Origin of the sequence: Enterobacter sp. RIT418 (genome assembly GCF_003057745.1) — a bacterium.
Lineage (GTDB): Bacteria > Pseudomonadota > Gammaproteobacteria > Enterobacterales > Enterobacteriaceae > Enterobacter.
In genome coordinates this window covers 25578-38497 of sequence record NZ_QBJD02000003.1, presented here as the reverse complement: position 1 = coordinate 38497, position 12920 = coordinate 25578, and the positions used below count along the sequence as shown (strand labels likewise).

The following is a 12920-nucleotide window of genomic DNA, read 5'->3' as shown; positions in this document are numbered from 1 at the left end:
TCAGAAAAGATCGCTGCGCGATTTGAGCAGCGATTCCACGTCTTTATCGACCTTGATGTGGATTTCATGCTCAATCTTCACGTTCATGTTGATGGTAATCGGCTCCTTGGGCGCCGCAACCTCAATGCGCGGCGTACAGCCCGCCAGCAGCGCGACGGCGGCGACGGTGAGACTAGCGGCCATCTTGTTCATTATTGTTCCTCACTTTCCTTGCCGGTCGAACCGCGGGTACCGGGTAACGCCGCGTGTTGCTCAAACCACGTTTGCACATTGTCCCCAAAGCGCAGGCTGCGCCAGAGGGTAAAGACATTCTCTTCATGGGTATAGTTCAAATTCACCGTGCTGCTTTTGCCGTCTACGCGGCTGATGCCGGTAATGGTCGCCGCCAGGGTCAATACCCCCAGGTTATCGAGATTGATTTTCGTCCACGAGCGGGAGATTTCCATGTAGCGAAGCCAGTTGATTGCCGCCCCTGCCACCATATTATCGTTCACGATGGCGTCGGCTGTGTCCTTATCAAGACGCAGCGTCATGGGGCCCGGGTTGCTGAGCCAGCCGTCTTTGACGATCCACTTTTCATTATTAAGCCAGAACGGTAGCCCACCGCTCACCGGGCCGGACATCGTAAACTGCTTAGGATTGACGGCGCTTATCAGCTCGCTGGTGGAGATGTTGTCCACGCGCAGCAGGGCCGCGTCGTGCTGCGGCAGGCGCAGCTGCTGCATGGTGATTTTACCGCCCAGCGTCTCGACCTTTACGTTGGTCAGCAGCAGCGGACGCTCATCGCTCCACGGATAATCGCCCTGCAAATCGGCCGTGATGTTGTGCGCGGTAACGAGGTTGACCACCTCACCGATCCTTAGCGTGACCGGGCCGCGCGTGCCCAGCGACCAGGTGCCTTCGCTAAAGCGGAACGGCAGCACAAAATCGACGCCGTTAATCTGGTTATCCGGCATCCAGGCACTGCCGGATTTCACCACCCCGTGGCCCCCGGCTTCGAAGCCCTGCCCGGGCGCGGCGGAGAATGCCACCTGCGCGTAGAGATCGCCGTCGCGCAGGGTCATTTTCCACTCCGGCGGGATCAGCGGCTGGAACACGGTGAGCGACTGTTTTGGCCACCAGGCCTGGCCGCGCAGGCGTTCGCCATCCCAGCGGCCGTTGACCTGCACGGGGCCAATCCTGTCCGCATGCAGATCGCCTTTAAACTGGAAGATCGTCGGGTCGGTGCCGTCAACGCTGAAGTTGAGCACCGACGGCGGCAGCACGCTGCCGCCGGAAAAGTGCGTTTCTCCGGCGTTGAGCGACAGCGTGCCGCTAAATTTGGGATTCGCCGGATCGCGCAGCCAGCGCACCGGGCGGGTTAAGGCCAGGCGCGGCTTATCGACCCGCATGGTGCCGTACTGGAGCTTGTCGAAGCCCGTCGACAGGTCGGTTAGCTCAATGACGTTGTCGCGCCACTCGCCTCTCCCCGCGACGTCCCATCCCGCATCCATTGGCGTAAAGCGGCCTTTGCCCCAGTAGCGCCACTGCCACAGGCCTTGATCCGGCAAAAAGTCGTTGGCCTGGCCGTCAAGATGAAGCACGAAATCGCCCATCTCGTTTTCATGGGCGCGCAGGATCGCCTGCAGGCGACCGTCCACGCCCTTCTGCGTTAGCTTAACGCCCGCCAGCGGCCAGCGGATTTCGTCGATATCCAGCGAATCGATAATCCGCCCGCGCGAGCGCAGCAGCGCGCCCGGCTCAAAGGTCAGCTGCGGATCGGTGAGCGCGCCGGTTAAGGTCGCCGGCAGCTTGGCATAGAGGATCAGATCGTTTTGCTTGGCCTCGCCGCTCAGGTGCAGCGGCATGCTGCTGTTGTCCATGCTCAGCGTGCCGGGGCCGATATTCAGCACGGCGTTGCCTTTGCCCGCGTCGCCCTGCGTCAGCACGTTGAGCCGTCCGGAAAGAGTCGCCTTCTCCAGCCCCTGCTGCCAGTTATCAATCTTCAGCCCCACGCGCCCGCTCAGCGGCATGCCGGGCAGCGCCCAGCTCCAGCGTCCGTCGCTGATGTTCAGCTGCTGGGACGTTATCGTCCACGGCAGGTCCAGCAGCGGATCGGGGTTATCCCGCGCCATCACCACCAGCTGCCCCTGATTTTCCTGCCAGTCCAGATCGGCATCCACCAGCGACGAAAGCTGCGGCACGTTAAAGGTGGCAAGCGCGTGGCCTTGTACCGGCACGCCGTCCGGGACCAGCGGCAGCGTAAAGTCGCCGACCAGCCTGACGGGATCGGAATAATCAGGAAGCCTCACGTCAAGCTGGCTCACGGTCAGCTTTTGGCCCTGGAGTTTCGCCTTCAGGCTGACCTGCTCGCCTTGATAGGTAATGGACTGAAGCTCTGGCGTCAGCGACGCGCGAAACTCCCCTTCCCACTGCTGCCATGGCGAGAGCGATAGGCGGTGAATGGTTATCCAGGTATTGGGCAGTACGGCCTGCCACTGCGCCAGCGTTTTTGGTGCGACCTCGGACGGGGCCGACTGCGGCAGCTTGCTCAGGCAGGCGGAGTTGAGATCGAGTGAGCCAACGTCTAAGCGCCAGCGGCTGGGATGGGCTAAGGTGATGTTTTGGACTTTCGCAATCTCGCAGTCTTCAACGAGATAGCGCAGATCGGGGATCACAACGGCATGGCGCGTAAGCCTGGGGCTTTCGTCGAAGGCGATGCGCGTCCCGACGGGCAGCCAAATGCCCGCCAGCGTTGGCACCCACTGCGCGAGCGTCATCAGCAGCGTCAGCGGCACCAGTATCAGCAGCAGAAGTAGCGCAATCGCGGCTTTGTATTTACCCTTCATGGGCAGTTAATATCCTGATTTAGCGAAAGAAATAAGCCGACATTGCCGATCATTGTCGCATGTTTAGCCAGTCAGATGAAGAGAATGCCTTTTTTAAGAATAGATGCTCTAAAATAATTGATAGAACTTATTGATTTCAATAATATTTTAAAAATTGTAAGATAATTTTAATCATGCTAACGTGGTTGTAAAATCACTGGAGAAAGCCTTATGAAACTCGCGGTTTATAGCACAAAGCAGTACGACAAAAAGTATCTGCAGCATGTTAACGAGGCTTACGGCTTCGAACTTGAATTTTTTGACTTTCTTCTGACTGAAAAAACGGCCAAAACGGCGCACGGCTGCGAAGGCGTCTGCATTTTTGTTAACGACGACGGCAGCCGCCCGGTGCTGGAAGAGCTGAAAAAGCACGGCGTTAAGTACATCGCCCTGCGCTGCGCGGGTTTTAACAACGTCGATCTGGACGCGGCCAAAGAGCTGGGCCTGAAGGTGGTTCGCGTCCCGGCCTACTCGCCGGAAGCGGTGGCGGAACACGCCGTCGGCATGATGATGTCGCTGAACCGTCGTATTCACCGCGCCTATCAGCGCACCCGCGACGCTAACTTCTCTCTGGAAGGCCTGACCGGCTTCACCATGTACGGCAAAACCGCGGGCGTCATCGGGACCGGAAAAATTGGCGTTGCCACCCTGCGCATCCTGAAAGGGTTTGGCATGCGCCTGCTGGCGTTCGATCCGTACCCAAGCGCGGCCGCGCTCGAGCTGGGCGTGGAGTATGTCGACCTGCCGACGCTGCTCTCCCAGTCTGACGTGATTTCTCTGCACTGCCCGCTGACGCCGGAAAACTACCATTTGCTTAACGCGTCCGCGTTCGAGCAGATGAAAGACGGCGTGATGATCATCAACACCAGCCGCGGCGGGCTGATCGATTCCCAGGCCGCGATTGAAGCGCTGAAAACCCAGAAAATCGGCGCGCTGGGCATGGACGTGTATGAGAACGAGCGCGATCTGTTCTTCGAAGACAAGTCTAACGACGTGATTCAGGACGACGTGTTCCGCCGCCTGTCCGCCTGCCACAACGTGCTGTTCACCGGCCACCAGGCGTTCCTGACCGCCGAAGCGCTGATCAGCATTTCAGAAACCACGCTCGGTAACCTCCTCCAGCTGGAGAAAGGCGAAGCGTGTCCTAATGCGTTAGTGTAGCGATACGCTTTTTACCCTTCTGCCCTCCCACATCGCGCTGAGGGGGCTTTTCCAAAGATGTGAATCAGACGTCAAGGCCGTAAGGCGAACGGCGCGGCGGTATTCACAATTACCAACAACTTAACGTTCCCCTGGCTTCCCCAGAGCGCGCCGTGCGCCCCCTCAATTAAATCGCCTCGTGTTTTACTCCGTAAGCGTATATATTTAATGCGAATTATCTTATGCAACCATAAAGATTTTATTAACGGATGATGAATTAAGGTGGACGCAATGAATTTTTATGGAATCAATTATCTTCAGGCACAGTCCAGCCTGAATGATTATTTGAAATACATCATCATCTTCAGCACGCTACTGGTGACGATTGTTGTTTTCAGCCTGTATATGCGACACAGGCTACAAACCAAATACCGAGACCTGACGATCATCGCCTTCTTGTTTCTGCTCTTTATGCTGGGCGTACAGTACTCTGAATACACAAACAGCGAAAGCGCGCACTCCCAGTCATCTCAGATGGTTAACTTCGTTAACGTGCTCTCTAAGCAAAAAAACGTCAGCGTCAATGACATTTACGCCAACTCATTTCAACTTGTCGACGGCGTGATAATTAAGATTAAAGATAACTATTATAAGGTTAACCTAAGCGCCGACCAAAACACCTATATCCTGCAAGAAACCTGGCTAACCAACCCCAACATTACCTTACTTAAAAACAAGGATAAGTGATGCTGATTTATACCCCGATAATAATAAAGTTAGGCCTTGGGATATTGTGTCTAATCATACAAATTAACCTTATGGGGAAAGGCAACCTGGCCCCGACCTCCGCCATGGATCAGGTTCAGAACTACGTTTTAGGCGGCATCATTGGCGGCGTCATCTACAACGAATCGATTACCGTTTTGCAGTTCGTTTTGGTGCTCATTATCTGGACCCTGCTGGTATTTATCCTCAAGTTTTCAAAAGAACATAACCACCTCGTTAAACGGATTGTCGACGGAAAGCCTATCACACTGGTTCATAATGGAAGCGTTGACGTGCAGGAATGCTTGCGGAACGGGATTTCAGCGAACGACCTGATGTTCAAACTCAGGGCAAACGGTGTTTACGAGATTGAAAAACTCAAGCGCGTCATACTTGAGCAAAATGGTCAGTTAACCATTATCGAAGTGGGCGATGAAAATATTCGCTATCCCATTATTGTCGATGGAATGGCTAACTTCGACGTTCTGGAAATCATTGATAAAGACATTGACTGGCTGGAGTCAAAAGTCGTGGAGCAAGGCTACGTAAAAATCAGCGAGGTTTATCTCGGAGAATACCTGTCGGGCAAGCTTAACTTATACGGATACCCGCGCTAAGTCGAAGAGCTCCCCTCTCGTGTTGCGCTGAACGAAGGAATCGGATCTGGCGCACTCCGGCGAGCGAAAAAAACGGCATCACCCCCCCACGCGCATTGGCACTGTTTAAATACACAGTATATACTAAGCTCCCCCAGCAAAGAGGAGTTAAGACATGTTCGTGGAACTCGTATATGACAAAAGGAATTTTGACGGTCTGCCCGGTGCGAGAGAAGTCATCCTCGCCGAACTGAGCAAAAGAGTTCACCGCATCTTTCCAGATGCAGAGGTTCGGGTTAAGCCGATGATGACATTGCCAGCAATCAACACGGATGCCAGCAAGCATGAAAAGGAACACATTAGCCGGGCCGTTCAGGAGATGTTTGAAGAAGCAGATATGTGGCTCGTGTCAGAATAATGTCGCATAAGCCAGGCTGAATGCCGTTTGTTCGGGCATGAACATCCGGCATGAGGTTAAGTTTTTTCTGCTGCTTATCCCTTCCGCATACGCTGCTAATGTCTCTCGGGATCGCACCCAATGCTGACTAACTCCAGCAGAATATAGATAAGGCTGGTCACGGAAAGGAGTAAAGATAAGAGAATTGCGGCAAGAAAAATCATTCGTCATTCCATGTAGTCAGTTTTTATCCTAAAAAAATTCTAGACGGTTATCTGACGTTGTCATTTATTGGCAGCAAATGTTTTTATGTTGGCAGGACAACTGCCGTGGCAGCAGCCTTAACGATCGCGGCCTGCTGCGATAAATGTCAGGATGGGAGGCGAGTTTTTCCCCTGCCATAGAGGTTTTGCTGGCCTCGGCTAAATCAGTTTTACCGACGGTGAAACCAACGATATGTCCTGATGGTCAGCGATTGAATGGCGGAGATATCGCGTCGGTGTTGTCCCCGTATACTGACGAAAGAAAACGATGAAGGCACTGTCACTGACAAAATCAAGCTGCTGTGCCACATAACTTAGCGACCAGCCATCACACAGCATTTCCATCGCTTTCAGCAGCCTCCACTGTTGCCTCCAGCTCCGGTAACTCATTCCTGTATCCCGGGTAAATATACGGCTTATCGTGCGTTCACATGCACCGATCTTTTGGGCTAAATGCACTAAACGTGGGGGTAATTCGCCCCCTCGTACGTTGTCTAACCAGGCACTCAGGCGACTATCTGAGGGATATCGCAACGCCCAGTTTTCGCGTTGGGCATTTTTAATTTCTTCACAAAATACGGTAATGAGACTGCTTTGTTGCTCTTCAGGCATTCCCCATTGCCAGAACGCCATCCGCTCAATCACCTCGAAGAATAAGGGATTAACCTCAACGATCTGCAGGGGCAACGTGGATAACGGTAAAGCGCTTGAAAAGTAGAGTGAACGATAGGCCATTGAGCCATTCATGATGGCGCGATGACGTGTCCCAGCCGGTATCCAGGCAGCCCTCCGGGGCGGAAGCAGGCAAAGGGTATTATCCAGCTCAATGGTGATGCTTCCCGCTGCCGAAAAAAGCAGCTGATGCCGAAGGTGGCTGTGCATCCCTGAATCGTGTACCCCCATATCGGATGCAATTCCGATCACCCCATCATCGAACGTGTCCGGATCAAAATAATCGTCCTGGCTAATCTTCATCACATGTCCGATTTTAAATATAAATAGTCCCCATCATGATAAAACGACATAGCAACTTCCTCAATAATAGCCGCATATTCTGTTATCTAAGGATTGTTGTTATGAATATCAATAAACAGCCACCGCTGTGGCTACTGACATTACTGATCATGTTTCCACAGCTTGTGGAAACGATATACAGCCCGGCTTTGCCAGACATTGCCCGTGCTTTTCAGGTAGGCAGTGAACGTGCCGCCCAGACGCTTTCAGTCTATTTCGTCGCGTTTGCCGTCGGCGTTGCGCTCTGGGGCTGGTTAAGCGACCGCGTAGGTCGGCGACCTGCAATGATGGCTGGGCTTCTGTGCTACGGGACCGGTTCCGCGCTGGCGCTTGTCGCCTCAGACTTTAGCGTCCTGCTCCTGGCGCGCATGGTTGCAGCCGTAGGCGCAGCAGCAGGATCCGTTGTAGTTCAGACGATGCTGCGTGATAGTTACGAATCGACGGCATTAGCCCGCGTTTTCTCCGTGATGGGAGCGGCGTTGGCAATCAGTCCCGTTTTCGGTCTGGTAAGTGGGGGCTGGCTGGTTAGCCTATACGGACATTCAGGCGTGTTTGTTGCCCTGGTCACGATGGCACTGGTGCTGCTCGCACTGACCGCATTCTTACTGCCTGAAACGCGCTCGGAAAAGACTTCCGGCTCCCGATTTGGCGGGCTGGTTTGCCGGATGGCGGGAGATGGAAGCCTTTGGAAAAATGCAATGCTTGTCGCACTGCTGAATACAATGCTTTTCAGTTACTACAGCCTTGCACCGTTTCTTTTCGGACAATTGGGCTGGAGTCCAAGGGCTTTCGGATGGACGGGCGTTTTACTGGCTTTTGCTTCTCTATCGGGGAGCATGTGGAACCGGAAATTGCTGTCTATCGGTTTGGCACCAGAAAAGCTCGTGAAAAATGCCTGCCTGCTGGCCCTGTTATCGGGTATCGCAGCATGGGTCTTACAGCAATCAGTTTGGATCCTTGTGCCAGTGGCCGGGGTTGTGATTGCCTATGGCATTGCGATTCCAAACGTGCTCAGCCAGGCCCTGAGCCAATATCGTGAACAGGCAGGAGCTGCCGGGGCGCTGTTTGGATTAGTTTACTATCTCTTGCTGGGAATGATGCTGGGACTTGCCGGTATCGTACAGCTTCTGGGACTGGTCCTTACCGCGTGTGCAGCAATAGCCTGCCTTTGCAGCCTGTCACGGCGCTAAGCCTGTTGGTTTTAAACTTTACCTGGGAACCTGTTAGAGAATGGGTTCCCGGCGCAATATAAAAAGGTTTACGACTGCTGCAGCCCGATTAAGCTGTGAGCTGCTCTCGACAATGATTGCTTTATAGAGCGAGTAATGTCCGCTTTTGGCACGAAGCGAGCAAGTTATCTAAGCTGAAAGGCCGCTTTGAGCGAAAAGCGGTCATCCAAGAATTGATGAAAAGTACAACATCTTCAGGTAATAAATAAATTTCGCCGAAATAATGTAATTACCGACCCGAAGGCCGGTAATTGTTAACACTGATAACCTTTTACCACGCGTAAGCTTCAGGTGCCTCTCCGCCTGGCCCCGGCCAGATGGTATCCAGCCTTTTGAGCGTATCGTCTGAAAGAGACAGCGTCAGGGCATTGAGATTCTGACGGAGCTGTTCAACTGTACGCGGACCACTGAGCACGGCGCTAACCACCGAGTTCTGCAGTAGCCAAGCCAGCGCGACGTCTGATGGTGTTTCCCCCAGCTCATCACACAGTGTTTCCCAGGCCTCCAGTTGTGGCCGCAGGCGGTTGATTTGTGCCTGCAACTGCGGTGATGCCCGGCGGCCACCGGCAATTTTCTTCAGAACACCGCCCAGCATCCCCATCCCGACCGGGCTCCAGGGGATCAGGCCAATGCCGTAATGACGGAGCGCCGGAATGATTTCTAGCTCAATCGTGCGCTGAGTCAGATTGTACAGGCTCTGTTCCGATGCCAGCCCCAGCAGGTTGCGCGCGTCGGCCTTGCACTGTGCAGTGGCAATATCCCAGCCAGCAAAGTTACTGCTGCCAACGTAGCTGATTTTACCCTCACGGATCAGCTGTTCCATGGCCTGCCAGATCTCCTCCCAGGGCGTGTTCCGGTCGATATGGTGCATCTGATAGAGATCGATATGGTCCGTTTTCAGCCTTTTCAGGCTGGCCTCACAGGCCCGGCGGATATGGTAGGCAGACAGGTATTTGTCGTTCGGCCCCGTGTCCATCGGCTGGTAAACTTTCGTGGCCAGCACTATCCGGTCACGCTGACCACTACGCGCCAGCCAGTTACCGATGATTTCTTCGGATGTTCCGTAACCCTTTGCCATATCCGGCGACTGCGGCCCGCCATAGACGTCAGCGGTATCGAAAAAGTTGATACCTGCATCCACGGCTTCATCCATGATCCTGAAGCTGGCCGACTCATCCGTCAGCTCACCGAAATTCATGGTGCCGAGACCGATGCGGCTCACCCGCAGTCCGGTACGCCCCAGATGTTTGTAGTTCATGTCAAATGCTCCTTAACTGAACGTGTTATTTCAGATTTTTACGGAAAAAGTCTGTCAGCTTGTCAAAAGGGATTACGTCGGTACGGTCATACAGATCGACATGCCCTGCGCCCGGTACGATGTACAGTTCTTTAGGCTGACCGGCGCGTTTGAAAGCATCCTCGCTGAACTCTTTTGAGTGTGCCTGATCGCCGGTAATAAACAGCATCGGGCGCGGAGAGATAGTTTCAATGTCGTTGAACGGATAGAAGTTCATAAACTTGCCAATACTGCTCAACATCGGTTTCGTCGTCAGTTCTTCTTTCTGACCCTGCGGGGTGTAGCCGCCGCGTTCTGTGCGGTAGAAATCAAAGAACTCACGCTGAATATCCGGTGTGGAGTCATCCAGTTTGTTCACGGTGCCAGGGATATAAGCCGTCTCGCCGCCCTTAAACTCGGCTAACCGTTGCTCAATGGCTGACTGGATAAAGGCCTTACGTTGTTCTCCCGTCTGGGAATGATTAAGGCCATTACGGAACGCGCTCCCCATGTCATACATGCTGACCGTGGCAATGGCTTTCATACGCGGGTCAATCTTGGCGGCACTGATAACAAAACTTCCGCTGCCGCAGATACCCAGCACACCGATGTTATCCGGATCGACAAACGGCTGTGTGCTCAGATAATCAACCGCCGCGCTGAAATCATCTGTGTAGATTTCCGGTGAAATCAGGTGCCCCGGTTTGCCCTCGCTTTCTCCCCAGAAAGAGAGATCGATAGCCAGCGTGACAAAACCCTGCTCCGCCAGCTTCTGCGCATAAAGATTTGAACTCTGTTCCTTAACGGCTCCCATCGGATGACCCACGACGATAGCCGGGTGTCGGGTGTTCTGGCCCATCGTTTTCGGGATAAACAGGTTGCCGACCACGGCCATCTGATACTGGTTTTTAAAGGTGACTTTTTGCTGCGTCACCTTATCGCTTTTATAAAAATTATCGGCTCCACGGGACATATCCGCCGCAGAGGAAGCAAATGCACTGATCAACAGCCCCAGCGCTAACGTAAATTTTTTCATGATGGTCTCCTTATTATTAAGCCAGGGTGGCGTTATCAATGACAAACCGGTAATGCACATCGCCCCTGAGCATGCGCTCATAGGCGTTGTTAATCTGATCGGCTCGAATAAGCTCAATGTCGGCGACAATGCCGTGTTGGGCGCAGAAATCGAGCATCTCCTGCGTTTCAGGAATGCCGCCAATCATCGACCCGGCAATCGACCTGCGCTTCATGATGAGGCTGAACACTTCTGGCGCGTCATGCGGCGTGGCTGGCGCACCCACCAGTGTCATCGTGCCGTCGCGTTTCAGCAGCGCAGTGAACACGTCGAGGTTATGCGGTGCAGCAACGGTGTTGAGGATGAAATCGAAGCTCTTTGCATGGGCTTCCATTTCGCTGGCATGACGGGAGACCACCACCTCATCTGCACCAAGCGCTCTGGCGGCGCCTCTTTTGGACTCAGACGTGGTAAAGGCCACGACATGCGCGCCCATGGCGTGCGCAAGCTTGATCCCCATATGTCCCAGTCCACCGATACCGACCACTCCGACCTTTTTGCCGGGCCCCGCCTGCCAGTGACGCAGCGGGGAGTACGTTGTGATCCCCGCGCACAGCAGCGGAGCCACGGCGGCCAGTTGCGCTTCCGGGTGAGTGACGCGCAGGACATAGCGCTCATGCACCACAATCAGCTGCGAATATCCGCCCAGCGTGTGGCCTGGCGCATCCGGCGTCGGGAAATTGTATGTCCCTGTCATATGGTCGCAGTAGTTCTCCAGTCCGTCGTCACAGTCACTGCAGTGCCGGCAGCTGTCGACAATGCAGCCGACCCCCACCAGGTCCCCTGCACAAAAACCGGAGACGTGATCGCCAACGGCCACTACACGACCGACAATTTCATGTCCCGGTACGCAGGGATAGAGCGTTCCAGCCCATTCAGCGCGTACCTGGTGGATATCCGAATGGCAGACTCCGCAGTACGCGATATTAATCTGCACATCATGGGCACCGGGGGCGCGACGGGTGATATCCATCGGCTCCAGCGGCAGTGTGCCCGCATGGGCACCGTAAGCTTTAACTGTCATGGCATTACTCCTGGGTTTATGAATGGTCTGCGGCAGAAGTGTCTGCCCGCGAGGTCAGAAAGATCAGTACGGTTGCGATAATCAGCATCGCGGCGCTGGCCAGGAAGGTGCTCTGGTAGCCGTGATGGTCGAAAAGCAGGCCGCCCACCGTCGAACCGAGAGCAATGGACAGCTGCACCATCGCCACCATCAGTCCGCCGCCCGCTTCGGCATTCTGCGGGAAGGTACGCGGAACCCATGCCCACCATCCCACTGGTGCGGCAGTGGAAATCAGCCCCCACAGCCCGAGCAGCGCCGTCACGATGGCTACCTGACTGCCGAAGGCAATCAGTGCCAGCGCGGTGATGGCCATCAGTACTGGGATGGCCATCAGGGTCGGGTAGAACCCGCGTTTTAACACCCGGCCAATCAGCGTAGTGCCGATGAAACCCGCGACACCAATAACCAGCAGGACCAGGGTCACCGTTGCGTCATCCACCCGCGTCACCGTCTCAAGGAAAGGCCTGATGTAGGTAAAGAGCGTGAATTGCCCCATAAAGAAGATCCCCACACCCAGCATGCCCAGCGTGACCACCCGGCGACGAAACAGCGTGAAAACGTTGCGGGAAGCCGCCTGACGGGTGACCGACATGGAAGGCAGACTGAGTAATTGCCAGACAAACGCGATGATGGCGACCGGCACCAGGCAGAAGAAGGCACCCCGCCAGCCAACCACCGATCCGAGCCAGCTGCCCAGAGGGGCAGCCACGACGGTAGCCAGAGCATTGCCGCTGTTGAAAATAGCCAGCGCCAGCGGAACACGATGCACCGGGACCAGACGCATTGCCGTCGCGGCCGACATCGACCAGAACCCGCCGACCACAATGCCAATCAGGGCCCTACCCGCCATATAGGTCAGGTAATTGGGTGCCAGCGCAATAACAGCACCGGAAATTGCCATAATGCAGGTCAGGCCGAGCAGCAGCGTTTTCCGGTTAAGCGTGCCTGCCAGCACGGAAATAAACAGGCTGGTTACCACTGCAAATGCCCCGGAAATGGCGATGCCCTGTCCGGCCATGCCTTCGGTGACACGAAGGGTCTGCGCCATCGGTGTCAGCAGGCTGACCGGCATGAATTCGGAGGCGATCAGGGCGAAGACGCACAGCGTCATGGCAAAGACACCACTCCAGTGCGCAGGCTGTTTCCCGCTTCCGGTGTTTTTTTTTCTGTTTTCGTCTGTCTTATTACTCATTCAGGGATTTCTTTTCAGTAGATAACATGAAGTCTGTGCCCCG

12 protein-coding genes are annotated in these 12920 nt (G+C 54.7%); 5 read left to right on the top strand and 7 right to left on the bottom strand.

The window, feature by feature from the left end; translation table 11 throughout:
- Both DBY73_RS03990 and DBY73_RS03985 read right to left on the bottom strand, forming a co-directional pair.
- Positions 1 to 192, bottom strand: coding sequence for a YnbE family lipoprotein (locus DBY73_RS03990; protein ID WP_112009913.1), 192 nt, complete (start codon positions 190 to 192; stop codon positions 1 to 3).
- On the bottom strand, positions 192 to 2828 hold the full coding sequence (locus tag DBY73_RS03985) for a YdbH family protein (protein WP_112009912.1): 2637 nt from the start codon (positions 2826 to 2828) through the stop codon (positions 192 to 194). Before DBY73_RS03985 ends, DBY73_RS03990 begins: the two co-directional genes overlap by 1 nt.
- A 210-nt stretch (positions 2829 to 3038) precedes the next feature.
- Between DBY73_RS03985 and DBY73_RS03980 the strand changes: the two genes are divergently transcribed.
- From DBY73_RS03980 to DBY73_RS03965, 4 genes are all read left to right on the top strand, one after another.
- On the top strand, positions 3039 to 4028 hold the full coding sequence (locus tag DBY73_RS03980) for a 2-hydroxyacid dehydrogenase (RefSeq protein ID WP_112009911.1): 990 nt from the start codon (positions 3039 to 3041) through the stop codon (positions 4026 to 4028).
- A gap of 270 nt (positions 4029 to 4298) precedes the next feature.
- The gene (locus DBY73_RS03975) at positions 4299 to 4754 is read left to right on the top strand and encodes a DUF3290 domain-containing protein (RefSeq protein ID WP_112009910.1); all 456 of its coding nucleotides are present in this window, start codon (positions 4299 to 4301) and stop codon (positions 4752 to 4754) included.
- Positions 4754 to 5389, top strand: a complete 636-nt coding sequence (locus DBY73_RS03970) for a DUF421 domain-containing protein (RefSeq protein ID WP_112009909.1) — start codon at positions 4754 to 4756, stop codon at positions 5387 to 5389. The genes DBY73_RS03975 and DBY73_RS03970 overlap by 1 nt, the downstream gene beginning before the upstream one ends.
- A 154-nt stretch (positions 5390 to 5543) precedes the next feature.
- Positions 5544 to 5786, top strand: a complete 243-nt coding sequence (locus DBY73_RS03965; RefSeq protein ID WP_112009908.1) for a DinI family protein — start codon at positions 5544 to 5546, stop codon at positions 5784 to 5786.
- Between the two features lie 401 nt (positions 5787 to 6187).
- Here DBY73_RS03965 and DBY73_RS03960 read toward each other — a convergent pair whose 3' ends face one another.
- Positions 6188 to 7003, bottom strand: coding sequence for a helix-turn-helix transcriptional regulator (locus DBY73_RS03960; protein ID WP_112009907.1), 816 nt, complete (start codon positions 7001 to 7003; stop codon positions 6188 to 6190).
- 101 nt (positions 7004 to 7104) lie between these two features.
- On the opposite strand from DBY73_RS03960, the gene DBY73_RS03955 reads away from it, so the two are divergent.
- Complete coding sequence (locus tag DBY73_RS03955) at positions 7105 to 8232, top strand: Bcr/CflA family efflux MFS transporter (protein ID WP_112009906.1); 1128 nt, start codon at positions 7105 to 7107, stop codon at positions 8230 to 8232.
- Between the two features lie 310 nt (positions 8233 to 8542).
- Here the strand turns inward: DBY73_RS03955 and DBY73_RS03950 are convergent, their stop codons facing one another.
- The 4 genes from DBY73_RS03950 to DBY73_RS03935 are packed head-to-tail and all read right to left on the bottom strand — an operon-like array spanning position 8543 to position 12877.
- On the bottom strand, positions 8543 to 9529 hold the full coding sequence (locus tag DBY73_RS03950) for an aldo/keto reductase (protein ID WP_045325189.1): 987 nt from the start codon (positions 9527 to 9529) through the stop codon (positions 8543 to 8545).
- Positions 9530 to 9554: 25 nt separating this feature from the next.
- On the bottom strand, positions 9555 to 10583 hold the full coding sequence (locus tag DBY73_RS03945; protein WP_077227020.1) for an alpha/beta hydrolase: 1029 nt from the start codon (positions 10581 to 10583) through the stop codon (positions 9555 to 9557).
- Positions 10584 to 10599: 16 nt separating this feature from the next.
- Complete coding sequence (locus DBY73_RS03940; protein WP_112009905.1) at positions 10600 to 11646, bottom strand: NAD(P)-dependent alcohol dehydrogenase; 1047 nt, start codon at positions 11644 to 11646, stop codon at positions 10600 to 10602.
- A gap of 16 nt (positions 11647 to 11662) precedes the next feature.
- Complete coding sequence (locus tag DBY73_RS03935) at positions 11663 to 12877, bottom strand: MFS transporter (RefSeq protein ID WP_112009904.1); 1215 nt, start codon at positions 12875 to 12877, stop codon at positions 11663 to 11665.
- Positions 12878 to 12920 lie beyond the last annotated feature (43 nt).

Coding starts and splice junctions, on each gene's coding strand:
- DBY73_RS03990 (WP_112009913.1), bottom strand. CDS start 192: ATGAACAAGATGGCCGCTAGTCTCACCGTCGCCGCCGTCGCGCTGCTG.
- DBY73_RS03950 (WP_045325189.1), bottom strand. CDS start 9,529: ATGAACTACAAACATCTGGGGCGTACCGGACTGCGGGTGAGCCGCATC.
- DBY73_RS03960 (WP_112009907.1), bottom strand. CDS start 7,003: ATGAAGATTAGCCAGGACGATTATTTTGATCCGGACACGTTCGATGAT.
- DBY73_RS03970 (WP_112009909.1), top strand. CDS start 4,754: ATGCTGATTTATACCCCGATAATAATAAAGTTAGGCCTTGGGATATTG.
- DBY73_RS03965 (WP_112009908.1), top strand. CDS start 5,544: ATGTTCGTGGAACTCGTATATGACAAAAGGAATTTTGACGGTCTGCCC.
- DBY73_RS03955 (WP_112009906.1), top strand. CDS start 7,105: ATGAATATCAATAAACAGCCACCGCTGTGGCTACTGACATTACTGATC.
- DBY73_RS03975 (WP_112009910.1), top strand. CDS start 4,299: ATGAATTTTTATGGAATCAATTATCTTCAGGCACAGTCCAGCCTGAAT.
- DBY73_RS03980 (WP_112009911.1), top strand. CDS start 3,039: ATGAAACTCGCGGTTTATAGCACAAAGCAGTACGACAAAAAGTATCTG.
- DBY73_RS03985 (WP_112009912.1), bottom strand. CDS start 2,828: ATGAAGGGTAAATACAAAGCCGCGATTGCGCTACTTCTGCTGCTGATA.
- DBY73_RS03940 (WP_112009905.1), bottom strand. CDS start 11,646: ATGACAGTTAAAGCTTACGGTGCCCATGCGGGCACACTGCCGCTGGAG.
- DBY73_RS03935 (WP_112009904.1), bottom strand. CDS start 12,877: ATGAGTAATAAGACAGACGAAAACAGAAAAAAAAACACCGGAAGCGGG.
- DBY73_RS03945 (WP_077227020.1), bottom strand. CDS start 10,583: ATGAAAAAATTTACGTTAGCGCTGGGGCTGTTGATCAGTGCATTTGCT.